This window comes from Fusibacter sp. A1 (genome assembly GCF_004125825.1).
GTDB lineage: Bacteria > Bacillota > Clostridia > Peptostreptococcales > Acidaminobacteraceae > QQWI01.
On sequence record NZ_QQWI01000011.1, the window covers coordinates 23,413 to 45,529 of the forward strand.

Annotated in this window: 25 protein-coding genes, 1 other RNA gene and 1 pseudogene; 25 read left to right on the forward strand and 2 right to left on the reverse strand. The window is 43.3% G+C overall.

Features of this window, described 5'->3' with window-relative positions:
• Window positions 1–26: 26 nt before the first annotated feature.
• The 10 genes and pseudogenes from DWB64_RS14990 to DWB64_RS15035 all read left to right on the forward strand — a co-directional run bounded on the left by DWB64_RS14990 (window position 27) and on the right by DWB64_RS15035 (window position 7,816).
• Window positions 27–485, forward strand: a complete 459-nt coding sequence (locus tag DWB64_RS14990) for a hypothetical protein (protein ID WP_129489066.1) — start codon at window positions 27–29, stop codon at window positions 483–485.
• Between the two features lie 16 nt (window positions 486–501).
• Window positions 502–1,209 carry a hypothetical protein gene (locus DWB64_RS14995; RefSeq protein ID WP_129489067.1) on the forward strand — a complete coding sequence of 236 codons (708 nt, stop codon included), beginning with the start codon at window positions 502–504 and terminating at the stop codon, window positions 1,207–1,209.
• Between the two features lie 20 nt (window positions 1,210–1,229).
• Window positions 1,230–1,925, forward strand: coding sequence for an OmpA family protein (locus tag DWB64_RS15000; RefSeq protein ID WP_129489068.1), 696 nt, complete (start codon window positions 1,230–1,232; stop codon window positions 1,923–1,925).
• A gap of 67 nt (window positions 1,926–1,992) precedes the next feature.
• Window positions 1,993–2,379, forward strand: a pseudogene (locus tag DWB64_RS15005) (nucleoside deaminase); the annotation flags it as partial.
• Between the two features lie 39 nt (window positions 2,380–2,418).
• Window positions 2,419–2,608, forward strand: an RNA gene (gene ffs, locus DWB64_RS15010) — signal recognition particle sRNA large type.
• Window positions 2,609–2,700: 92 nt separating this feature from the next.
• Window positions 2,701–4,320, forward strand: coding sequence for a DNA polymerase III subunit gamma/tau (gene dnaX, locus DWB64_RS15015; protein WP_164980434.1), 1,620 nt, complete (start codon window positions 2,701–2,703; stop codon window positions 4,318–4,320).
• A gap of 15 nt (window positions 4,321–4,335) precedes the next feature.
• Window positions 4,336–4,683, forward strand: coding sequence for a YbaB/EbfC family nucleoid-associated protein (locus DWB64_RS15020; RefSeq protein ID WP_129489070.1), 348 nt, complete (start codon window positions 4,336–4,338; stop codon window positions 4,681–4,683).
• Window positions 4,684–4,692: 9 nt separating this feature from the next.
• Window positions 4,693–5,286 (forward strand): recombination mediator RecR, encoded by a 594-nt coding sequence (gene recR / locus DWB64_RS15025; protein WP_129489071.1) that lies wholly within the window; start codon window positions 4,693–4,695, stop codon window positions 5,284–5,286.
• A gap of 113 nt (window positions 5,287–5,399) precedes the next feature.
• On the forward strand, window positions 5,400–6,221 hold the full coding sequence (locus DWB64_RS15030) for an EcsC family protein (RefSeq protein WP_164980435.1): 822 nt from the start codon (window positions 5,400–5,402) through the stop codon (window positions 6,219–6,221).
• A gap of 143 nt (window positions 6,222–6,364) precedes the next feature.
• Entirely contained in the window at window positions 6,365–7,816 is a 1,452-nt protein-coding gene (locus DWB64_RS15035) for a leucyl aminopeptidase (protein ID WP_129489073.1), read from the forward strand.
• 98 nt (window positions 7,817–7,914) lie between these two features.
• Here the strand turns inward: DWB64_RS15035 and DWB64_RS15040 are convergent, their stop codons facing one another.
• On the reverse strand, window positions 7,915–9,006 hold the full coding sequence (locus tag DWB64_RS15040; RefSeq protein ID WP_129489074.1) for an HD-GYP domain-containing protein: 1,092 nt from the start codon (window positions 9,004–9,006) through the stop codon (window positions 7,915–7,917).
• Between the two features lie 170 nt (window positions 9,007–9,176).
• On the opposite strand from DWB64_RS15040, the gene DWB64_RS15045 reads away from it, so the two are divergent.
• From DWB64_RS15045 to DWB64_RS15065, 5 genes are read left to right on the forward strand one after another with little or no spacing between them, the layout of a single operon-like run.
• Window positions 9,177–10,325, forward strand: a complete 1,149-nt coding sequence (locus tag DWB64_RS15045) for a class I SAM-dependent RNA methyltransferase (RefSeq protein ID WP_129489075.1) — start codon at window positions 9,177–9,179, stop codon at window positions 10,323–10,325.
• Between the two features lies 1 nt (window position 10,326).
• The gene (locus DWB64_RS15050) at window positions 10,327–11,427 is read left to right on the forward strand and encodes a DUF5711 family protein (protein ID WP_129489076.1); all 1,101 of its coding nucleotides are present in this window, start codon (window positions 10,327–10,329) and stop codon (window positions 11,425–11,427) included.
• Window positions 11,428–11,442: 15 nt separating this feature from the next.
• Window positions 11,443–12,120, forward strand: a complete 678-nt coding sequence (locus DWB64_RS15055; protein WP_129489077.1) for a CvpA family protein — start codon at window positions 11,443–11,445, stop codon at window positions 12,118–12,120.
• Window positions 12,121–12,136: 16 nt separating this feature from the next.
• The gene (yedF, locus tag DWB64_RS15060) at window positions 12,137–12,601 is read left to right on the forward strand and encodes a sulfurtransferase-like selenium metabolism protein YedF (RefSeq protein ID WP_129489078.1); all 465 of its coding nucleotides are present in this window, start codon (window positions 12,137–12,139) and stop codon (window positions 12,599–12,601) included.
• Between the two features lie 14 nt (window positions 12,602–12,615).
• A complete protein-coding gene (locus DWB64_RS15065; protein ID WP_129489079.1) occupies window positions 12,616–12,840 on the forward strand; it encodes a DUF951 domain-containing protein in 225 nt (74 codons plus the stop codon).
• A gap of 12 nt (window positions 12,841–12,852) precedes the next feature.
• Here the strand turns inward: DWB64_RS15065 and DWB64_RS15070 are convergent, their stop codons facing one another.
• Window positions 12,853–13,647 (reverse strand): transposase, encoded by a 795-nt coding sequence (locus DWB64_RS15070; protein WP_129489080.1) that lies wholly within the window; start codon window positions 13,645–13,647, stop codon window positions 12,853–12,855.
• A 209-nt stretch (window positions 13,648–13,856) separates the two neighbouring features.
• Here DWB64_RS15070 and rpsF point away from each other — a divergent pair, with 209 nt between their 5' ends.
• From rpsF to DWB64_RS15120, 10 genes are all read left to right on the forward strand, one after another.
• On the forward strand, window positions 13,857–14,144 hold the full coding sequence (gene rpsF, locus DWB64_RS15075) for a 30S ribosomal protein S6 (RefSeq protein WP_129489081.1): 288 nt from the start codon (window positions 13,857–13,859) through the stop codon (window positions 14,142–14,144).
• A 13-nt stretch (window positions 14,145–14,157) separates the two neighbouring features.
• The gene (locus DWB64_RS15080) at window positions 14,158–14,619 is read left to right on the forward strand and encodes a single-stranded DNA-binding protein (RefSeq protein ID WP_129489082.1); all 462 of its coding nucleotides are present in this window, start codon (window positions 14,158–14,160) and stop codon (window positions 14,617–14,619) included.
• 16 nt (window positions 14,620–14,635) lie between these two features.
• Window positions 14,636–14,860 carry a 30S ribosomal protein S18 gene (gene rpsR / locus DWB64_RS15085; RefSeq protein ID WP_129489083.1) on the forward strand — a complete coding sequence of 75 codons (225 nt, stop codon included), beginning with the start codon at window positions 14,636–14,638 and terminating at the stop codon, window positions 14,858–14,860.
• 125 nt (window positions 14,861–14,985) lie between these two features.
• A complete protein-coding gene (locus tag DWB64_RS15090) occupies window positions 14,986–15,942 on the forward strand; it encodes a DUF2232 domain-containing protein (protein ID WP_129489084.1) in 957 nt (318 codons plus the stop codon).
• The gene (locus DWB64_RS15095; protein ID WP_129489085.1) at window positions 15,939–17,918 is read left to right on the forward strand and encodes a DHH family phosphoesterase; all 1,980 of its coding nucleotides are present in this window, start codon (window positions 15,939–15,941) and stop codon (window positions 17,916–17,918) included. Before DWB64_RS15090 ends, DWB64_RS15095 begins: the two co-directional genes overlap by 4 nt.
• Complete coding sequence (gene rplI, locus DWB64_RS15100) at window positions 17,919–18,365, forward strand: 50S ribosomal protein L9 (protein WP_129489086.1); 447 nt, start codon at window positions 17,919–17,921, stop codon at window positions 18,363–18,365.
• A gap of 13 nt (window positions 18,366–18,378) precedes the next feature.
• The gene (gene dnaB / locus DWB64_RS15105; protein ID WP_129489087.1) at window positions 18,379–19,701 is read left to right on the forward strand and encodes a replicative DNA helicase; all 1,323 of its coding nucleotides are present in this window, start codon (window positions 18,379–18,381) and stop codon (window positions 19,699–19,701) included.
• Window position 19,702: 1 nt separating this feature from the next.
• Entirely contained in the window at window positions 19,703–20,275 is a 573-nt protein-coding gene (locus DWB64_RS15110) for a GNAT family N-acetyltransferase (RefSeq protein ID WP_129489088.1), read from the forward strand.
• A gap of 73 nt (window positions 20,276–20,348) precedes the next feature.
• On the forward strand, window positions 20,349–20,549 hold the full coding sequence (locus DWB64_RS15115) for a DUF1858 domain-containing protein (RefSeq protein ID WP_206736686.1): 201 nt from the start codon (window positions 20,349–20,351) through the stop codon (window positions 20,547–20,549).
• A 248-nt stretch (window positions 20,550–20,797) separates the two neighbouring features.
• Window positions 20,798–22,084, forward strand: coding sequence for an adenylosuccinate synthase (locus DWB64_RS15120; protein ID WP_129489090.1), 1,287 nt, complete (start codon window positions 20,798–20,800; stop codon window positions 22,082–22,084).
• Window positions 22,085–22,117 lie beyond the last annotated feature (33 nt).

Below are 22,117 nucleotides of genomic sequence, written 5' to 3' on the forward strand. Positions count from 1 at the left end.
GTAAACTAGTTTACAGGAGGTGCTTATTGTATCGCGTAATTGAAGTGTCACAGATGCTAAATGTTAGCAAGGTGACAATATATAAGAAGATGAGCGCTCTGAAGGAAGAGATCAGACCTTTCGTTGTTAAGGAAAAGAACGTCACCTATTTGACTGAAGAAGCAGTTGCTTTGATAAGAGAACAGTTGAAGCAACATGGAGAACAGGCTCAAGGGGAGAATCTTTCTTCTGACTATTTGGAGCTGAAAGAGAAGTTTGAAGTATTAAAGGGCGAAGTCGAGGAAGCAAACAGTAATTTGGAGTTTGAGAAGCAAGGTCATCTAAACAATCTGTTGTTGATGTATGATTATTTGCAAACGGTTAAGAAAAACAAGGAAGATCGTCTAAAATCGCTGCGAAATGCGGTTGAGAATATACGCTTAACACTAAATGATATCGATAAGCAAATTGAACTGTTTGATGAATTGAATCAGCAAAGTTCTTAATTCAGGAGGGAATACTGTGGCTAACAAGTTAAAGATTTTTGAAAAGCTAGGATTGATGGAAAAGAAACAACCCGAAGATATCTTGGAAGGATCCGACTTAAAAAAGAAAGATGAGCTTGAAGGTGAAGTTCAGTCATCAGAGGTACTATCTAAAGATAAAGTAAACTCAGTGCTATCATCTGAAGAATCGGTTAAATCGTTATCGTCTGAATTGAAACAAGACAATAAAAGCCAATCCATGACAAAAGAACCTAGCAAGGAAGAAGTCGAAAAGAAACTGGATGCGATGATTGAATCATACGAAAAGAATAAATTATTGAGTATTGAAGATATCTATAAGAAGGCATCTCTTGTCACAGATGTGAAAGCGACGGTGTTCATGGTGGATGTTTATGGAAAAGCTTTACCTGAAAATCTTCCACTGGATATAAAAAGAGAATCAGTACTTAATATCATGAAGGCTTCTGATATCAAAATAGACGATTTGCTAAGTGATGCTTATAAAAGAATAGATGCTCTCAACAACGTGCTTGAAAGTGTTGTTCAAACGACTGAAGACTTAAAGGAAAAGAACAGCGCATCCATCAGAGATCTTGAAAAAAGGATTGAAGAACTAAAAAGGACTGTCGTTGAAAGAGAAAAATTCCAAGAAACTCAAAATACGATGATCGGTTATGAAATTCAAAGAATCATCAACATCGTTGACTTTGTTAAGCCCAAGTAACTGGTTAAGGATGTGATGAAGTGAGTCAATATAGGATAACAACACGGGGAAAGATAGTCATTGGATTATTGATTGTGATGCTCTTTATAGGTTCATATCTCCTTATCGGCAAGTTCATAGGTGCAGGCAAGGGGAATGTAGAGTCAAATGATAATCCTCCTATTGACACACAAGCTGATTTAGTTGAGCAAAGTACGACTGTTCAGACTCAAGCCCCTCAAATTGAAACGACTCGTGAGGAGTCTGTGCAAACACAGACGACGACTGAGCAGACACAGGAAACGACAGCGCAGACACAAGAAGCGACTGAGCAAAGCGACACGGTTGAAACCACAACGGCCAAGGATGCACAGTCCTCTCTCCATAATGATGAGATTCAACTGTATAAGGCGGCGCTCGAGGTCTATTTCAAACCAAACGAAACAGAACTTACAGAGAGTATCACCGAGCTGCTGGATGATTTCATCTTCATCGCCAAGGATCATCCTGAGTTACCGATTAGAATCGTAGGACACACCTTGAATAAGGATGTGAATTCAGGAGTTGCAGAGCAAAGGGCCAACACGATCGCCGCCTATCTAGTCAGTAAGGGCGTGGCACAGGAGGCAATTCACATTACCTATCAGATTGATTCAAAATCCGATTATTCAGAGGATGAATTCAAAAGGCTGATAAGGGCGGATGTGTTTTTCGAAAACTTCAGACCGGGTAAATAACAAACCTCCTTACTCTTAGGAGGTTGTGTTTTTAATGATTGTAAATTAGTTTACAGGAGATTTACACATGAATTACGATGAATATTTTATGAATGAGGCTCTGATTGAAGCTTCTAAGGCCTATGAGCTCGACGAGGTTCCTATCGGTTGTGTCATTGTGAGGGAAGGTAAGATAATCGCAAGGGCGCATAATATGAAAGAGTCGTTTAAACGAGCATCCGCTCACGCGGAGATGCTGGCGATAGATGGGGCGTCTGACTTTTTAGGAGGTTGGAGATTGACAGGATGTGAGCTCTATGTTACAATTGAGCCCTGCGCGATGTGTGCAGGACTGATCTATCAATCCCGCATTAAACGAGTCATCTTCGGTTCCTATGATCCAAAAGGTGGAGCGTGCGGTGGAGTGATGAATGTTTTAACAGTACCTGAAATTAACCATCGTGTTGAAATCACAGATGGAGTTTTAGAAAACGAATGCAAAGAGATTATGCAATCTTTTTTTAAAAGAAAACGGTAATCTTTATAAAATTCGAAATAGTGTCTATTCCAGGACGTTTTGGGTCTTGCGCAATGGTCATCTGTGAATCCGCCAGGTCCTGACGGAAGCAACGGTAAGCGGTAATGAACATGTGCCGCGAGGGTGCCTGAGATTGTCCTGGGATAGACACTGTTTCGAAGTAAGTGCAGCTAAGCTGCACTTTTTTTATTTAAACTTGTAAGTTTTATGAGATAATAGTAGCGTGAAGATAAACCAACTGGAGTAAAGAGGAATATGATGGAATATAAAGCTTTATATCGTAGATTCAGACCGCTTACCTTTGGAGATGTAATCGGTCAGCAAATGATTACGCAGACGCTGATCAATCAGATCGCTCATGAAAGTATCGGGCATGCCTATCTGTTTACGGGTTCGCGTGGAACAGGTAAGACGACAACTTCAAAGATTCTCTCAAGAGTAGTCAACTGCTTGAATCCTGTCGACCATAATCCTTGTAATCAGTGTGAAGTATGCAGGAGCATTTTGAATGATTCCAATATGGATGTCGTGGAGATGGATGCCGCATCAAACAACGGTGTCGACGATATTCGCGAGCTGAGAGAAAATATAAAGTTCCCGCCTAGTTCAAGCCGCTATAAGGTCATGATCATCGATGAGGTGCACATGCTTTCAAAAGGAGCCTTCAACGCACTTCTTAAGACGCTTGAAGAGCCTCCTGAATACATGATATTCATCCTGGCGACAACAGAACCCCATAAGGTTCCTGCAACGATTACCAGCAGGTGCCAGAGGTTTGAGTTCAAAAGGATCGACGCCTCCGCTATGAGGGAGTACATGCACACCCTATGCACCACTTTAGAGGTGAAGGTGGATGACGATGCGCTCAAACTGATTGTCAGATTATCTGAAGGCGCGATGCGTGATGCGCTTAGTCTTTTAGAACAATGCCTGTCGTTTGCAGGTGAAGTTTTGACCTATGAGATTGCTGCAAGTGTTTTAGGACGTTCGAATGATGATGACCTGACCATTCTGTCAGAGGCCATCATTAGGGGAGATGTTTCTGAGATGATCAGGTTATCCCGTATTCAATATGACAGAGGAAAGGACGTCTCTGTTCTTATAGGAGATTTGATCGAATTATTCAGATCAGGTATGCTCTTTTCCACTATGGGAGACGACCATCTGATGGATCTTCCTCAAAGTGAACTTGTTTGGATTGAAAGACTTACCTCTCAACATGGTGTGAAGGAATGGATCAGGGTCCTAGAAGCGCTTATGGTCGCCGATCAGAAGGTAAGATACGCGTCACATCCCTGGATAGCTTTTGAGCTGGCGCTTGCCAAGCTGACTGCTGTTGGTGAAGAGGATTCGATCGCCGGTCTGATAAAGAGGATCGAGAACCTTGAGCGGAATGGTGTCCAGGCAATCCATCAACCGGTGAGGGATAATCAGAGAACCGTTCAACAAGCGAAGGTTGTTGAAGTAAGCCATGACAAGGCCGTCCCAAGACAGGCGGATCATGGCGCTGCCGAGACAGAAGCTGAAGTCTTTGATCCAGGTGACTTGACACTCCTTGTCATTAAGGAAAACTGGGACAAGTATATGTCTTCAGTGAAGGAAAGACTGGTCTCAACCTATGCGCTGATGAAAGAAGTAAAACCAGTCTCTTTCAAAAACGGCAAATTGCAGTTACAATTGAATGAGGCGTTAAAAATATTGAAGCCGGCGATAGAGAACGAGGACAACATGTTTCATATCTGTGAGGCATTCAAACATACGTTCGGATCGTTGCCGAAAATAGAAATCATCGATTATGCACTCGAGGATACGCGTGCAGATGAGGTAAAGTCGTTCTTTAAAAATTTGGTTGATGATGACCATGTGATTATTAAGTAAAATAGGAGGCAAGCAATGTCAAAAGGAAAATTCAAAGGTGCGCCAGGCGGAATGGGAAACATGGGCGGCATGATGAAGCAAGTACAAAAAATGCAAAGGGATATGGAAAAGGCTCAAAAGGAACTTGAAGAGACAATCTATGAGTCGACTGCCGGCGGTGGTGCCGTTAAGATCGTCTTGAACGGAAAAAAAGAAATCCAATCACTAGAGTTGTCAGAAGCCGTAGTGGATCCGGATGATATAGAAATGTTGCAGGATCTGATCATCGTTGCTCTCAATGACGCGATGAAGCAAGTAGACGAACAATCGGAAAAAGTGATGGGTAAGATGACAGGTGGCATGAACATTCCTGGCTTATTCTAGGGGATCCATATGCAATCATTCATTGCACCTATAGAGCGGTTGGTCGAGGAGTTCGCAAAACTTCCAGGCATAGGACGAAAAACCGCTCAAAGATTGGCCTTTCACATGCTTGATAGACGTGAAGAGGATGTAAGAAGATTTGCCCAGGCGATGGTGGATGCGAAAAAACAAGTCCATTATTGCAGTGTTTGCGGAAATTTTACAGACGTGGACCCTTGCTCCATCTGCAGCAGCGCTACTAGAAAACATGATAGCATCTGCGTTGTAGAGGATCCAAAAGATGTTTTTGTAATGGAAAGAACCAAGGAATTCTCGGGACTATACCATGTTCTTCATGGTGCCATTTCTCCTCTTGAAGGAGTCGGACCCGATGATATCAGGGTCAAGGAGCTTATCAAAAGACTGACCGACGTGGAAGAAGTGATTCTATGTACCAACCCTACCATCGAAGGTGAAGCTACCGCAATGTACATCTCTAAGCTGATTAAACCCCTTGGAATAAAAGTGACTAGAATAGCACACGGCGTTCCTGTCGGAGGTGATATCGAATATGCTGATGAAATCACATTATCGAAGGCACTTGAAGGTAGAAGGGAACTATAACATAAAAGCAAGCCAGTGACCGGTAAAGGGTGATTGGCTTTTTTTATTGCACTAATCGTCTTGAATCTTGTGCCGATAAAGTATACGATTATAATGCGAGGGGAGTGAATGAGTTGATTGATAAAAAAGTTGAGATTAATGAAATAAAACGAATTCTTGCATATGAGGAAAAACTGATCAAAAATAATCCACAATCTGTGGAAAACCCTGTGGGTATCGACCTTAAAACTGTGAATAAAATGGACGAAAGCAAATATCTAAAGGTTCTACAGTCTGCATTCGAAGGTTCTTTCAGGCAGTATCTCATGAACCCTGTGGACAGCAAGGAAAGACTCAAAGGCATCGTTTTCGATTACTTGGACATCCATTCCTTCAGTCAGATCAAAAGACTTCCGCTGCGACAACTGGAAAGAACGGCAAAAAAAAATCTATTTAAAAGAGAAGTATTCACATTCTTTGAAGGAGCTGTTTTCGGATTAGGCGGCATAGGCTCCGCCGCTGCAGAAATTCCACTTTTGATGAGGCAGATGTACAATCAAGTCGAGCAGATCGCAATCACATTCGGTATGGATCCGTTTCAGTATGTCGAGAGGGTCTATATCGTTAAAGTGATCATGCTGTCGATGTGCAATAGTCAAAAAGAGAAAAGAGAGCTTGTCAACGAGCTGCATGCGATAGAGATACTCATCAAATCAGGAAAAACCACTAAGATTTACGAGCAGTCCTCCTATCATTACGATTGGCTAGCGAGTCAAGCCTCAATCGGGACAAGCAAGGCTATTCTATCGGCAAAGCTCATCCAGTCGATTCCAGTACTTGGGATGGGAATGGGGGCGGTTTCGAATTTGACGCTAATGAGTAGGATCTCACAAGTGGCCCTTAATTGCTACAAGCGTAGGTTTCTTGAAAGAAAATGGCACTATAACAAGCTATAGACCATTTAAAAGAAGTACTTCAACAGGATCAGCCAATGGATATGGTTGATCTTTTTTTATTTGTTTATTTATGTGTTTGAGTGAATATCTGTGGATTATAGGGTATCATGTAACAGTAAGCTATAAAATAGAGAGGTGATAGGATGAACGTACAATTAAAGAATTCAAATGAGGCACTTAAATCGGATGGTTACGGTCTTTTGCTGTTTAAGGACTTTGACAGATCGCTTGTTCCTGAACCGGTAAATCAGATTCTTGAGGAACTATTGAAAAAGGAAGCTTTTTCACTGAATAGCGGTAAGGTAAAGGTGATCTACAGCGGTACAACGCCTTATATCGTGGTTGGACTTGGAGACAAGATCGAGGATTTGGACTTAAACGACATAAGACTTGCGACTGACAAGCTGATGAAGGCTGCGAACGAGGAAAAGGTCGCCAATCTATCTGTGAGGATTCAACGAAGCCATATAGAGAGAGCGTATGCATTTAGAGCATTTGCAGAGATCGCTCAGAGCAATACCTACCAATTCGATTCCTTCAAGTCGAAAAAAACGCAACAGACACTGGTATCCGTGACAATTGTTGAAGAGGAAATCAACGATGCGCTTATCGAAGTCATTAGCGAAGGAATCCTACTTGGTGAAGGTGTCAATGTCGCTAAAAAACTTGTGGACGAGCCTTCGAATGTGATCAACCCTGAAACACTGGCAAAGTATGCCAAGCAGTTTGGTAAGGAATTTGGATTTGAAGTGGATGTGTTTAAAGAAGAAAAAATTGAAAAATTGGGAATGCACGCCTATATGGCGGTTGCCAGAGGATCGAGTAATGAACCCCATTTTATCGTGATGCGATATGTAGGAGATAAGAGTTCAAAGGATATTCTGGGATTTGTCGGTAAAGGCTTAACCTATGACACCGGTGGATATTCGATCAAAACAGCGACTGGAATGGAAACCATGAAAACAGACATGGGTGGAGCGGCTGCCGTCATCGGAGCAATGGTTTCGATCGCAAAAGCAAAATTGCCTGTAAATGTGACCGCTGTCGTGGCCGCTTGTGAAAATTCGATTTCAGGAGATTCCTACAAGCCAGGCGACATCCTCAAAACAATGGGCGGAAAAACCATCTACATAGGAAACACCGATGCAGAGGGCCGACTGACGCTAGTCGATGCGATAACCTATATCGTTAGAGAAGAAAAGGTGTCCTGTGTTGTGGATATGGCAACGCTAACAGGTGCGGCGCTCGCGGCGCTTGGCACAGTCGCTGCAGTAACGGTGACGAATGATGACAATTTCCACCGCAGTTACGAAGAGGCTTCAAGGCTTGCCGGAGAAAATATCTGGAGAATGCCTACCTTCAAGGAATACGATGAGCAGATCAAGCATCATGAGGCGGATCTTACCAATATGGGTGGACAACCCGGCAGCATAACTGCAGCGCTTGTCCTCAGAGAATTCGTAGAAGGAAAACCATGGGTGCATGTTGATATCGCAGGGGTGGCGCATTATAAGAAGCCCCAGGGCTATTATGCAAAAGGTGCTTCAGGATACGGCGTGAAAAGCCTTTACGAGCTGGCAAAGCATAGAATCTGATACCTTTTAGTAGATAATCAAAAAAAAAGGAAGCCACGATGATGTCATCGTGGCTTCCTGTGTGTATGTTGCTTGATTTGTGGATAAACCGGTCAAGTTTACAAACTGTCCACAGAGAAAACGACGGATTCGATTTCGATGCTGTATTCCTTTTCGAGTTTGATCAGTTCATCTGTCAAATCCTTCGTAGTTTCATTGATTCGTCTTAGTACGGGCTTTCGCGGCATGTTCTCGTTTACAGCATCGACTACGGCGATCACGCCGTTGGTGAGTTTGACGATGGTGCCCACAGGATAGGGCATGATCTTGTCGATAAACTTCTTTGTCAGCTTATAATCCAACTTGTCGACAGCGGCACCCATCAGATAATCGATGGCATTGTGCGCTGGAACCGCATTTGAGTAAGGCCTGTCTGAAGTCATCGCGTCATAGATGTCGGTTATGGCGACATATCTAGGCAAACGGTGGATTTCATCCCCGCTGATCTTGTTGGGGTAGCCGCTACCGTCGAGTCTTTCATGATGCTGCAAGGTGATTACCTTGATAAAGGAATTAGCAAAGACTTGATTCTTGATGAACTCGTATCCAAGTTGCGGATGTTCTTTGATCTTTACAAACTCCTGCAAGTCCAATTTTCCGTTTTTCATGAAGATCGTCTCATCCAGGTATGCCATACCGATATCATGGAAAATCGCACCGATAAGCAGGTTTCTCAAATCCTGTGGATTTAGTCCGGAGAATTTGCCTAGTATGTAGGACAAGACTGCGACATAGACGCTGTGCTCGTAGGAATAGGTTTCGCGCGATTTGATATCGATGAAATCGATATAGTTTTTTGGTCGGCCGGCAATCTCGTATTCAAGGTCGTCGATCAACTTAAGAAGGTCGTCGATCAGGTTCATGGAAAGCTTTACAGAGGACTTACCCACCTGTCTCGCACGTAGCGAGTCGAACAGTGACTTCAACTTATGGGTCAGCTCATACTTTATCGACTGTGGGATAAGCGGTTCTATTATGGTTTGAGAGTATTTATCATTGATGTATACAGACGAAATCCCGTTTTGCTTGACGCGAGTGCAAAGATTATCCGTCAAGATAGCCCCCTTCTTTATAAGGATACTTCCTTTAACGTCATACACGTCTTCTGCAAGATAAAAATTCTGACTGATTTCGATGGGGATTAATCTCATAGTTGCACCTCTGCTATCATGGAATGTTATTTAATGATACCCCAAAATAATGCATAGTCCCATACTATTTTGGAGTTTTTTTTTAGAGGGGTGTTCATAAGCGGATTATCTCTATATAATGGAAGCAGCATAACCCATAGGTTGATGGGATTACCTGAAAGGAACTGAGTATGCAAACTGTAAAATTTGTTGCCATTAGCACATTTGGCTTAGAGAAACTGGTTAAGAATGAAATTGTAAGAATGGGATATGATATCACGTCGGTTGAAAACGGGTCGATCGCATTTGACGCCCCTCTTACGGCGATTGCAAAACTGAATTTAAACTTACGATGCGCGGAGCGTCTGTTTTTAGAGGTCGGTAAGTTCAAGGCATTGACTTTTGAAGAACTGTTTCAAGGAATAAAAGGAATCAGTTGGGAAAACTACATTCCAGGCGACGGTGCCTTCCCGGTGAATGCCAAATCGTACAAATCCAAGCTCTTCAGCCTATCAGACATACAGGCCATCTCCAAGAAGGCTATTGTTGAAAAATTGAAAGAGGAATATGGTTTTGCCTGGTTCAGGGAGACAGGTGCGGAGGTTTCTGTGCATGTCAATTTTTTAAACGATGTCGCCCAAGTATTGCTTGATACCTCAGGTTCGGGTCTTCACAGGCGTGGATACCGTAAAAAAGGAAATGAAGCTCCTTTGAAGGAGACGCTTGCAGCCGGGCTTGTTTTACTGTCCAACTGGTATGGTGACACGCCGCTGATCGATCCGATGTGCGGAACAGGCACCATACTCATCGAGGCTGCGATGTTCAAAAGAAATATCGCACCTGGTCTGAGCAGAAAATTTGCAAGTGAGGAATGGGATTTCATTCCTGACAACTGCTACAAGGACGCTAGAAAAGCGGCTTACGAGGCGATCAACTACGATCTTGATTTAACGATCAAGGGATACGATATCAGCGAAAAAACGATAGAGATCGCTAGAGAAAACGCCGAACTTGCAGGTGTGGACGATTGCATCACTTTTGAAGTTCAGGACATAAGGAACTGGACGCCTAAAGAAGAGGACGATTATGCGAGAATCATCTGTAATCCTCCTTATGGTGAAAGACTTGAGGATGAGGCCAAAGCATTTGCCCTTTATGAGGTAATGGGCAAAATAATACATGAGCAAGCCACATGGTCGTCGTTCATCCTGACGTCACATGAAAAATTTGAAGAAGCCTATCAAAAACAGGCGACAAGGAATAGAAAACTTTATAACGGAAAAATCAAATGTTATTATTATCAGTATTTAGGACCGAAACCACCAAGAATGGAGAGATGATGTGGATAGAACAAAATTGACCGCTCGTCTTTTTGAGGTGGGATTGCTGTTTCTTATCATCCTGTTCGTATTTTTCTTACCGAATATGATCACCGCTCTAAAGGTGAATTTCTTTTCGACCCTGCTCGACATTGATAGGGTGTCAGTCATCGTGATGCCTGACAAGCTGCAGTCGGATGTCTATGTAGCTAATGAAACGGTAGTCGTAGGTGGAGACAACCAGTTGATGGGCTATGACAAGGAAGGGAAAATGATATGGCACAGAGAGCTTCGAGGAACAGATACGCAGCTCAGGTCAAATTCACAGTATCTACTGATCGCTGAAAAGACTAGAGGCGAGGTCGTCCTAGTCGATTCGGAAAATGTCGTCGTCGCATCTGTCAGAGATCTAGGAAGACTTGAACTCATCAGTTTTTCAGAAGATTCAAGAGTCGCAGTGAAGCTTGCAGGGGAGAACAGAATCCTACTGCTTGATGATTCGCTAGCCATCACAGGATCCATCGACATTGGAGAAGGTGAAATCATCGATCTTCAATTACCGAGTGTGGAAGAAGTTGTCATGCTATCGGTTGTAGATTTAAATGACAACCGTTTTGAGAGCCATGTCCTTCAATTTGACATGTATGGACGACCGCTGGGGATAAGCGACTGCCAAGGACAACTGATCTACAGCATGCACATGTCCGACTATCAAGTCATCGTGACGGATAAGAGCATGATGAGCTTCAATAAGGAAGCCCAGCTTGTAGCGGAGATAGGGAGTCCGGGAATCGTGAACAATTCGGTGTCCTATAAGAACAGGTTGTATACGAGCATGATTTCCACCCTAGAGGATGGGAGCGAAGAGACAAAGCTCATGATCTATTCAGATGACCTGTCAAGTTATGAGGAGATGGACTTGCCAATCGGTGCGGACGGTCTTCTTGTGAATGATCGGTTCATCGCAGTCTATGTGGATGGACTGGTGACTCTGTATGACCATAGCTTAAAACAGGTAGGTAAGATCAACACACAGCTGACGATTTCAAATATTCAGTGGCTTGATCAAATGACACTCGTTGTCAATGATAGCGCAGAAATACTTATTTATGAAATTCACTAGTAAAGGGGAGAACAGATGAATTATTTAGATATGGCAATAGTCATATTCATGCTCTATATCGTGATTATGGGATATATCCATGGTTTTGTGAGAAGTCTATTCAATTTACTAGGCTATGTCGTTGCTGCCATCGCTACCCATTACTATTACCAGATAGTCAAGAAAATGTTGGTCGATCTGACAACACTTGATGACAAGTTGACCGAGTTTGTGAAGAATCGTCTTCAGGAGATGGGAGCGCAATCCGCTCAGTCGACAGTGACGGTTTCTGATCTGAACGCGATGAACCAGCTACCGCTACCCGCTGAGATCAAGGAAGAGATTCAATCCGTTTTAACAAATACGGCGACGTCTGTCTCGTCCAACATAGCGACGGTGGTTTCAGATCTTGTCATGTCCTTTATCGCGATTGTCGGTTTGTTCGTCATCATTCTGCTTGTAGTCAAGATCGTTGCGGCGATTTTCGATGTCATTTCCAAGTTACCGGTGCTGAACACCTTCAACAAAGCCGGTGGAGTCCTATTTGGATTACTCAAGGGATATATCATATTATCGCTCATCTTTGTTATCGCAATTTCATTCCTATCCTTAGGAGCACACCCTCAAGTGGAGTCGCTTTTGGATACGTCGGTAATCGCACCGGTCTTTATCAACTATAATATACTGCTTATGTGGTTTAGTCAGTTCTCTTAATACATGGAGGTGCTAAATGAAAAAGCAATGTGATCAAAGCAAGAAGGAAGTGGATTCATTCGAGTGTTCTAATTATTACATTGATCCATATAGGGAGACTACCTCCGAATTGAACGAAGTCTTTCCCTCCAAGCAGGCCAGTCATCTAGATATGCTCCTGATTGTCAAGGACGATGGAATCGGAACCACAGGAGCAGCGCTATCGGGCACACTTGTCATCAATTTCTTCAAGTCGTTGGCAGAAAAGGAGCCCTACCCCAAGGTCATCATCTTCATGAACAGGGGCATTCTCCTAACGATCGAGGATTCAAGCTGTCTGAGTTCGTTGAGAGAGCTGGAATCTAAGGGTGTGCTGATTCTGTCTAATTTCACTTGTCTTGATTACCATAAAGTGATGGATAAGCTTGCAGTCGGTGGTGTGACCAATATGTATAACATTGTTGAATTGATGAAATTAAGTAAAAATACCATTACATTATAATAAGGGGTGATCAAATGCCTTTGCAATTATTAAAAGATGATATTGTGGAAACAAAAAAACCGCATCCATGCGGAAGCTATCAGTTTAAGCTGACAAGAACGGGCATGGATTTTAGGATGCAGTGCATGACCTGTAAGAAGGAAATCTGGATCGAGAGACCTAAGCTTGAGAAAAGGATAAAGAAGATCATAAGAAACGGCGTAGAAGTGCCGAAACAAGAAAAAACGATGGGCGATTGAACGCTCATCGTTTTATTTATGATATAAGGCATGCATCACTTGGCTCCGCTTGATTCCAAGCTCATGGCTGATGTCGTTGATCGAGAGCGAGGTAAGTTCCCTTAATGAATGGATGATCTTTTCACGTTGCCTGTCAAACGTTGCCTGCTGCAAAATCTCAAGCGTCACGTCGTAATCATCCAGGAGCTGGTTGATCAGTTCGCGCGCCTCAATCAAATTAGGGTAGCGCTTGGGTATGACGGTCTCGTGTTTCAGGTACTCACGGTGCTGCCTATGATGGCTTTTCTCAAATTCACTGATCGCCTCTTCATCTGTAAGTCCATACAGTGAGAAAATCATGTGTTTGTCGATCAGCTGGCTTTCTCCGTCAGCGATATATTCACCATAACTGCTCCACTGGTACTGATCCAACCGGTTCACCAGGTGGAGTTCAATCGGCTGCAGGTGGACATGTGCGATACAGTCTAGTGTATCGGCGACATCCATCAGACATTCGCTTTGATACCTGTCCTTGAAAAAAGAACCCTGTTTGCCATATTTCTTATGCATGAACGAGGCGTAGCTTACATTTAAACTTTTCATGATTGTCGAGAGTTGACTTTTATGTTCATGAATCACCAAATGATAGGCCTTATCCATCAGGCAGTAAGCGAGGATCTTGAACTGGTATTTGACTCGCTTCTCATAGAGTCTCTCCAAAAAGAAGTAGCGGTCCTCGTTGTCGCCAAACAGCAGTTCCTCCGGATTTGATTCGACAAGTATATGGTACATTCCCGTATCGCTTCTTGCTCTAGCAACTCTTGGCACATCTTCACCCCCTTCTGTCTTATTAATTTCCCTAATGATGGGGTGATAAACATTTAATTTAGGGGACGGAACATCATTTTTAAAAATGATGAAAACAAGACTTGTCAGGTCATATAAAAGGTGCTATAATCGTTAGTTGTACCTATAAAGGTATTACTCTCTGCCTTGACAAGGGTCAGGGCCTAATAGTCCATAGGGAGGTGTTAAAAATGAGAAAGTATGAAACTATATTCGTACTCAAACCTAATTTGGAAGAAGCGGCACGTAATGCGTTGATCGAAAAATTCGTCGGAATCATCAATAATGATGGTGAAGTCGTTAAGGTTGATGAGTGGGGTAACAGACGTCTTGCTTATGAAATCCAAAAACTACGTGAAGGTTATTACGTATTTGTTGACTTCAAAGCAAACACTAGCTTACCACTTGAACTTGAGCGTAACTACAAAATTGCTGACGACGTAATCAGATTTATCGTAATCAACAGAGAAGAGAAATAAGCGGAGGTTTCTTGTGAATAGTGTTGCATTGATCGGTAGGCTAACTAAAGATCCGGAACTTCGTTTCATATCAGGTTCAGGTATGGCTGTTGCCCAGTTTACTTTAGCGGTAGATAAGAACCTGTCAAGAGATAAGAAGCAACAGTTTGAACAGCAAGGAAAACCTACTGCGGACTTTATTAGAATCGTAGTTTGGGGCAAACAAGCTGAGAACTGTGCGAACTACTTGGAAAAAGGAAGACGTGTTGCAATTCAAGGTTCGATTCAAGTATCTAGTTACAAATCCAATTCGGGTGAGACAAGATACACGACGGATGTTGTTGCAAGTAACGTTGAGTTCATCGATTGGGGCGACAAAAAACCTCAAGGTGCTTCACAACAACAACAAAAACCAGCAGGTAATTTCCAAGCTTTTGATGATGATTTCGCCAATGATTTCAAGGCGATTGAAGATGATGATGATATTCCATTCTAGGAAGGAGGTCTTTTAAATGGCTTTTAAGAGACGTAGAAGAAAAAAAGTATGTCATTTCTGCCAGGACAAAATCGATTTCATCGATTACAAAGATACTGGTAAGTTAAATAGATACTTAACAGACAGAGGTAAAGTTTTGCCAAGACGTGTTACTGGTACTTGCGCTAAACACCAAAGAGCATTGACTGTTGCAATCAAACGTGCAAGAATCGTTGCTTTATTACCTTTCGTAAAAGAATAGTGTGAACAAAAGGAGAGTAAGCGATTACTTTCCTTTTATTTTTATATAGGCCTAAAGTATGGATTTAAGTTGTACACCGCTGAGCATAAAGTTATAATAGAACTGAAGCCGTTAAGGAGACTAATTTGGATAAAAAACTTAAAGTTCAGTCAGCAGTGCTCGATATGACGATTCTAGTCATTACCCTAGGCACTTTTTCATTTATTACCATACAATATAATATCTTGGCATTATTGACGATTGTTTTTCCGCTTGCATTCGGACTATACGCCTATAAACACGACATCCGATTCAGCATTTTGAGTATTTTTATCGTCAGCCTGGTTTTGGCTTTACTGCCTGACTGGATGTGGCTAAACATACTGCTGATCGCTGGTCCCATAGGTGTTGTAATAGGCTATGTGACAAAGAGAAAGCTTAACCATGGAAAATCGACGATGATCATCGTCGGTTCATCGATTGCGCTTTCTGCCATCTGGTATTTTGTGATAAGTGAGTTCGTTTTACAAATGGACTTGCTTACGTTAGTTAAAGAGTATGTTATGGCCATGCCTGTGCCACCGGAACTGCTTGAAAGTTTTTCCGAGGCGCAGACAGACACCTTTATGAATATTGAATTAGAAGCGAAACAGCTCTTGCTTATGGTATTGCCTTCGCTTGTACTTGGAGCGATGGCTCTTTACAGTCTGCTGAATTTTGTGCTTCTTGATTATGTCCTCAATAAGCTTAGAAAAGAGACAAACGCCCTGCCGCCCCTCTATGAGATGCGTCTGCCGGACAATATCATCATGGGGACCACTATCGTATTGGTCTTAACGCTCATTGCAGCCCAGGTGATAAGCGTAGACAGCCTGAGCCTTATGGTCAATGTCATGTATATCGTCATGTTGACATTCACAATGCAGGGACTAGCTGTACTTTCGTTCTACTTGAAGAAGCTAAAGCTTGTAGGTATCATCCAGTTGCCGATTTTGATCATCGGACTGGTTATCTTTCAATTTGTCGGACTTAGTCTGATGGGATGGCTTGACGCTATCTTTGACCTAAGGCAACTAAAGAAAAAAAACGTAGGTGGCGTATGAACAGGCAGAATCTAAATTCCATAACTACCAATCGAATTGCGTTTCCGGTGGTCGTGCAGCTGATCATCATCGGTGTGTTTTTGCAGAGTAATCGTCTGATAGCCCTGATGATCGCCTTGTTGACGATTGTCATGATCTACTTGAACTGGTTAAGCGAGCACAGAAGGCGCAGAGAGCTTGTGGAATATATCGAGAAAATTACAAGTGATGTCGACGAGACTGCTAGATATGCGATACTTGATCTGCCTATTCCCATGCTTGTGACAGAAACCTCAGGTGAAATCATCTGGTACAACAACCTGATGAGTTCTGTGATTGAGGGTAAGGAAATCTTCGGACAGTCGATCGATCAGCTGATATCGGGATTTTCGATTGAGAAGATGATCAGCCACAACACGGAGCGCGAAATGCGAATCGGCGATAAATACTACCGTGTGAACGCACGCTCCTTCCAGACGAATAAAAAATCGCATAGAAGTCTTGTAATGATCTACTTCAACGATGTGACCAATTACCGTGCCCTTAAGAGCTTATATGCTGACGAACGGTCGGTGGTGGCGCTCCTTCAAGTAGACAACTACGAAGATGTGATGAATGAGACAAAAGAGGATAAACGACCTTTTGTCATCGCCGAGATCGACAAGAAAATCAACCTGTGGGCATCAAGGGTGAACGGCCTGATCAAAAAATACGATAAAGACAAATACGTAGTTATTTTTGAACATAAGTACTTATCCAACCTGGAAGCTAAAAAGTTCGTGATCCTTGACGACATCAGAGAAATCGACATGGGCAACCGAATCATGCCGACGCTTAGTATAGGCGTCGCCATGGCGGGCAACGGACTATCCAAACTGGAGGACAACGCCTTTTCGGCTCTTGAACTCGCACTTGGACGTGGCGGAGACCAGGCTGTAGTAAGAAAAAGCGGAGATTTTGAATTTTACGGTGGAAAATCAAAGGCTGTTGAAAAGCGAAACAAGGTCAAGGCTAGAATTATCGCCCACGCTCTTAGACCAATCATCGACGATAGCCATGAAGTGTACATCATGGGGCATAAGTTCCCCGACATGGACTCTTTCGGCGCGTCGATCGGAATATACCGGGCAGTAGTCAATAGGGGTAAGGAAGCCTATATCGTACTTGAAGAAGCGAATGAGGCGATCAAGTCCATTTTTGCTAAATTCTCAGACGATAAGACCTATAAATTCATTACACCTGCCGACGCCCTTGAAAAGTTCGAAGACCAGGATCTTTTGATTGTCGTGGATACCCATCGTCCGAACTTTACAGAGAGTCCGGAACTGCTTCAAAGGTCTATCAGGAGAGTGCTCTTTGACCACCATAGACGAGGCAAGGAATTTATCGACCATACGCTTTTAACCTATCTGGAACCGTATGCGTCCAGTACAAGCGAACTTGTGACTGAAGTCCTTCAGTATATGGAAAAGAAAATGGTGCTTGAAAAAAATGAAGCGGAAGCCCTGCTTGCGGGCATTGTCGTAGACACGAAGAATTTCAGTTTGAAGACCGGGGTTAGGACTTTTGAATCGGCGGCACTACTGAGAAGGTATGATGCGGATACGACAGAAGTCAAAAAACTGTTTCAGGATGAACTTGGAACGTTTGTGGCAAGGTCGAGTATTGTCAGCAACGCAGAAACCTATGGAAATAGGATTGCGATCTCAGTGACTGATGAAGACATACCGAACGCTAGGCTGGTAGCCGCTCAAGGAGCGGATTCACTGCTCAATATCCGAGGAATAAAGTCCTCGTTTGTCATCGTAAAAGAAAAAGGAACGGTGTTCATCAGCAGTCGATCTCTTGGAGAGACAAACGTGCAGCTGATTATGGAATCCATAGGGGGTGGCGGTCATTTGACAGTCGCCGGAGCGCAGTTTACAGATAAGACAGTATACGAAGTGAAAGACATCTTATTAGGTGCCATAGATCACTATTTTAAGGAGGCAGAATAAATGAAAGTCATATTACTCAAAGATGTGAAGGGAACAGGCAAAAAAGGCGAGGTCAAAGAAGTGAATGATGGTCATGCGAGAAACTTTCTTATTCCAAGGAAACTTGCCAAACCTGCGACTGACGCGTCGGTAAAAGAGTTGTCCCATCAGAAGGCAAGCCACGAAAAGAAAATGCAAGAAGAGCTGGAGGCCGCAAAAGAGTTGGCTAAAAGGATCGACGCGATCACACTTACGATCAGTTCAAAGTCTGGCGAGGGCGGCAAGCTGTTCGGATCAATCACAAGCAAGGACATTGCAGAGCTTTTGAATAAGGAACATGGTCTGGACATAGACAAAAGAAAAATCCAATTGACCGGGGCGATAAAGACGCTTGGGACACAAAAGATCGATATCAAAGTATACCCACAGGTATCAGGAACGATAACAGTCGTTATTAAAGAAGCATAACAGAGGTGATTCTATGCAAGGACGTATCCCACCACATAATTTAGATGCGGAGCAATCACTCCTTGGAGCGATGATTCTGGACCAACACGCTATAAATGAAGGGATGGAATCACTTAAATCGGATGATTTCTATAGCGAAGGGCATCGCATCATTTTTGATGCGATACTGGAGATGTCCGACCAAAACAGGCCAGTTGACATCATAACCCTATCGGATATGCTAAGTTCAAAGGGCAAACTCGACGCGATAGGCGGTATCGGCTATTTGACGGATTTGACCGACAAAGGGATATTGACGACAAACGCCAAGCAATATGCGAATATTATCGAAGAAAAAGCGACGCTCAGGCAACTGATCAGAACTTCGACAGAAATTCTTGAGCAGGGATATAGCCAGGTAGAAGCGACTGAACTGATAGAACTTGCAGAAAAAAGTATTTTTGATATTACTCAAAAAAAGAGCAATGAAGGATTCACGCCTATTGGAAGGATCCTCACCAGAGCTTTCGAAGATATAGGAAGACTTGCGGCAAATGAAGGTATGGTGACAGGCATCACTACAGGGCTTGTCGATGTCGATAAGAAAACATCGGGAATGCAGCGGTCGGATATGATCCTGATAGCGGCACGTCCTTCGATGGGAAAAACGGCATTTGCTCTAAACCTGTGTAAAAACGCAGCGATGATGGGTGGTGCTTCTGTGGCGATCTTCAGTCTTGAGATGGCCAAGGAGCAGCTTGTTCAGAGGATGCTGAGCGCCGAGGCTCTTGTTTCCATGGGGGCAATCAAGACAGGACAGTTGTCCGAAGAGGATTGGCCGCATCTGATATCCGCTGTTGGTCGACTTTCAAAGAGCAAGATCTTCATCGATGACACACCTGCGATCGGAGTGACAGAGCTAAGGGCCAAGTGTAGAAGACTCAAAGCCGAACACGGTCTGGATGTCATCATGATCGACTACCTTCAGCTGATGAGCGGCACGAAAGCCGAGAGTAGACAACAGGAGATATCCACGATCTCGCGTTCGTTAAAATCGATCGCGCGTGAAATGGATTGCCCGGTACTTGCTCTTTCTCAGTTGTCGCGTGCTCCCGAGCAACGTGCGGACCACAGGCCTATGCTGTCGGATCTTCGTGAATCGGGTGCGATTGAGCAGGATGCCGATTTGGCGATGTTCCTTTATAGGGATGAATATTACTTCCCTGACAAGGAAGACAACAAGAATAAGGCGGAGCTTATCATCGGTAAGCAGAGAAATGGTGAGACCGGCACCGTCGAACTTCACTGGATGGGACAGTTCCAGTTGTTTAGGGACTTAAGCACCTTGGAACAATAAGATGGACGTATCCCTAGTACCTTTTGATAAAGCGCATTTGGAGCAACTCAAGACATGGACCCACCATGAAGACGTCCTACTTAAGCACTATGACTTCAAAGGGTTCATGGACAACGACTACTCGAGATGGTTTAGACGAAAGCAAAGACTCTTGACCAAAAAACTCTATGCGGTGATCGCTGAAGAAGCACTGGTGGGTTTTATCACGATGAAGCGTATCAATCGCCTAAAAAGGCAGGCGGAGATGGGAATCGTGTTCGATCCGGGTCGTGTCAACAAAGGACTTGGAACAAAGGGCGTCGAACTTTTTTTAAAGATGTTCTTCGAAGAGCTCGGATTCGAGGTTTTGCTGCTTCATGTCGCCGACTTCAATCGCCGTGCGATGAAGTGCTACACTAAGACAGGATTCACGATTGTAAGCTCAATAGTCGAGCCGTTTGAGGACCAATCCAGAAATTTTGAATTGCTACTTGCCGGTGAAGGAGTGTTCCATCTGGATCACGATAGGTTGATGACCTTGGTCCATACGATGAAAATCACAAAGACCGAGTATGAACAAAGATTAAAGGATTAAAGTCTTTTCATTACTCGAAATAGTGTTATAATAAAACTCGAATGAAATAATGCCTATATAGAGGAGGGTTATGATGACAGTAACTAAAGATCATATTATTGCAGAGGTTCTTAACCACGATAGAACATTAGCTCCAATCTTCATGCAGTTTGGATTGCACTGTTTGGGTTGTGCGGCTGCTAACAATGAATCAATCGGCGAAGCGGCTATGGTTCACGGTATTGATGCGGATGCGTTGATTGACGCGTTGAACACTTATCTGCAAAGCAAGTAATAAATGTGAAGACACTGGTGAGCGATTCGCCAGTGTCTTTTTAATTTTTTGCAATATCCATCGTATTGTTCGTATTTTTTAAAATAAACAAATGATTTTATTTCATATTCAAAAAAAATACGAACTATTAACGAACGATAACATATATATCAGGGTGATTCTTCGATTAATCGTTGACGGCGAAGGCCAACTCTGCTACTATTAGGATTGGAATTAGAAGCATTTTGTCAGTTGAAAGGCGGGATATCATGTCAACAGTGGTAATCGTAGGAGCTCAATGGGGCGACGAAGGAAAAGGTAAATTCATCGACTATCTGTCAAATCAGGCAGACATCGTAGTAAGAGGCCAAGGCGGAAACAATGCAGGTCACACTGTAGTCGTTGGTGATAAAAAATATGCACTTCATTTGGTTCCATCAGGCATTCTTTACCCTGGAACGGTCAATGTTGTCGGTAACGGCGTCGTGTTTGATCCGGCAGGCTTTATTAAGGAGCTTGATACACTCATTTCACAGGGCATATCGGTGGACAATTTAAGAATCAGCGCGAGAGCGCATATCGTATTGCCGTATCACAGGGTTTTGGACCGCTTGGCTGAAGAGGCAAAGGGAGATCTGAAAATCGGTACGACACAAAAAGGGATCGGACCTTGCTACATGGATAAAGTGGAACGTACAGGTATCAGAGTTTGCGATATGATGAACCCTGAAATCTTCAAGACACTCCTAGATGCGCAAGTCGATAGAAAAAATGTGATTTTGAAGGCGGTTTACGGTGAAGCACCCCTAAGCGCAGATGAGATATATGAAGAATATATGGGCTATGTCGAAAGATTGAAGCCTTATGTAATAGATACGGTCGCATACTTGAACGATGCGATAGAAGACGATAAGAAGATCTTACTTGAGGGCGCGCAGGGTACACTCCTTGATATCGACCTGGGCACATACCCATATGTGACCAGCTCTCATCCGACTACGGGCGGATTTACGGTAGGGACAGGTATCGCACCAAATAAGATTCAACAAGTGCTCGGTATTACAAAAGCATATACGACAAGAGTCGGTTTAGGTCCTTTTGTTACAGAACAGGACAACGAAATCGGTGATAGGATCAGAATTCAGGGAAATGAGTTCGGTACGACTACCGGTCGTCCTAGACGCTGCGGTTATCTTGATCTGGTTATCGTAAGATACGGAGCGAGAATCAACGGGTTGACGGCGATCGCCCTTTCACTGCTTGATGTTCTCACAGGATTTGAGGAACTCAAGGTGTGCACAGGCTACAAGTTGAACGGGGAGATCATCAAAGACTTCCCGGCAAGCCTTGACGACTTGGCTAAATGTGAACCGGTCTATGAGACGTTCAAAGGCTGGTCGGATGATATCACAGGATGCACAAGCTACGAGGAACTGCCAGAGGCGTGTAAGACGTATATCAACTTCATCGAAGAGTATACAAAAGTGCCAGTGGCTTTCATTTCAGTGGGTCCTAAAAGAAGTCAGACCATCATTCGAAAAGAGTTGTTCCAATAATTACATGAGTGATAAAGAAAGCGTGTCCAAAAG

What these genes read in the sequence shown, in the direction of transcription:
- dnaX (WP_164980434.1), top strand. Translation starts at nt 2,701, where the DNA reads ATGGAATATAAAGCTTTATATCGTAGATTCAGACCGCTTACCTTTGGA.
- DWB64_RS15020 (WP_129489070.1), top strand. Translation starts at nt 4,336, where the DNA reads ATGTCAAAAGGAAAATTCAAAGGTGCGCCAGGCGGAATGGGAAACATG.
- recR (WP_129489071.1), top strand. Translation starts at nt 4,693, where the DNA reads ATGCAATCATTCATTGCACCTATAGAGCGGTTGGTCGAGGAGTTCGCA.
- DWB64_RS15035 (WP_129489073.1), top strand. Translation starts at nt 6,365, where the DNA reads ATGAACGTACAATTAAAGAATTCAAATGAGGCACTTAAATCGGATGGT.
- DWB64_RS15040 (WP_129489074.1), bottom strand. Translation starts at nt 9,006, where the DNA reads ATGAGATTAATCCCCATCGAAATCAGTCAGAATTTTTATCTTGCAGAA.
- DWB64_RS15045 (WP_129489075.1), top strand. Translation starts at nt 9,177, where the DNA reads ATGCAAACTGTAAAATTTGTTGCCATTAGCACATTTGGCTTAGAGAAA.
- DWB64_RS15055 (WP_129489077.1), top strand. Translation starts at nt 11,443, where the DNA reads ATGAATTATTTAGATATGGCAATAGTCATATTCATGCTCTATATCGTG.
- yedF (WP_129489078.1), top strand. Translation starts at nt 12,137, where the DNA reads ATGAAAAAGCAATGTGATCAAAGCAAGAAGGAAGTGGATTCATTCGAG.
- DWB64_RS15065 (WP_129489079.1), top strand. Translation starts at nt 12,616, where the DNA reads ATGCCTTTGCAATTATTAAAAGATGATATTGTGGAAACAAAAAAACCG.
- rpsF (WP_129489081.1), top strand. Translation starts at nt 13,857, where the DNA reads ATGAGAAAGTATGAAACTATATTCGTACTCAAACCTAATTTGGAAGAA.
- rpsR (WP_129489083.1), top strand. Translation starts at nt 14,636, where the DNA reads ATGGCTTTTAAGAGACGTAGAAGAAAAAAAGTATGTCATTTCTGCCAG.
- DWB64_RS15095 (WP_129489085.1), top strand. Translation starts at nt 15,939, where the DNA reads ATGAACAGGCAGAATCTAAATTCCATAACTACCAATCGAATTGCGTTT.
- rplI (WP_129489086.1), top strand. Translation starts at nt 17,919, where the DNA reads ATGAAAGTCATATTACTCAAAGATGTGAAGGGAACAGGCAAAAAAGGC.
- dnaB (WP_129489087.1), top strand. Translation starts at nt 18,379, where the DNA reads ATGCAAGGACGTATCCCACCACATAATTTAGATGCGGAGCAATCACTC.
- DWB64_RS15110 (WP_129489088.1), top strand. Translation starts at nt 19,703, where the DNA reads ATGGACGTATCCCTAGTACCTTTTGATAAAGCGCATTTGGAGCAACTC.
- DWB64_RS15115 (WP_206736686.1), top strand. Translation starts at nt 20,349, where the DNA reads ATGACAGTAACTAAAGATCATATTATTGCAGAGGTTCTTAACCACGAT.
- DWB64_RS15120 (WP_129489090.1), top strand. Translation starts at nt 20,798, where the DNA reads ATGTCAACAGTGGTAATCGTAGGAGCTCAATGGGGCGACGAAGGAAAA.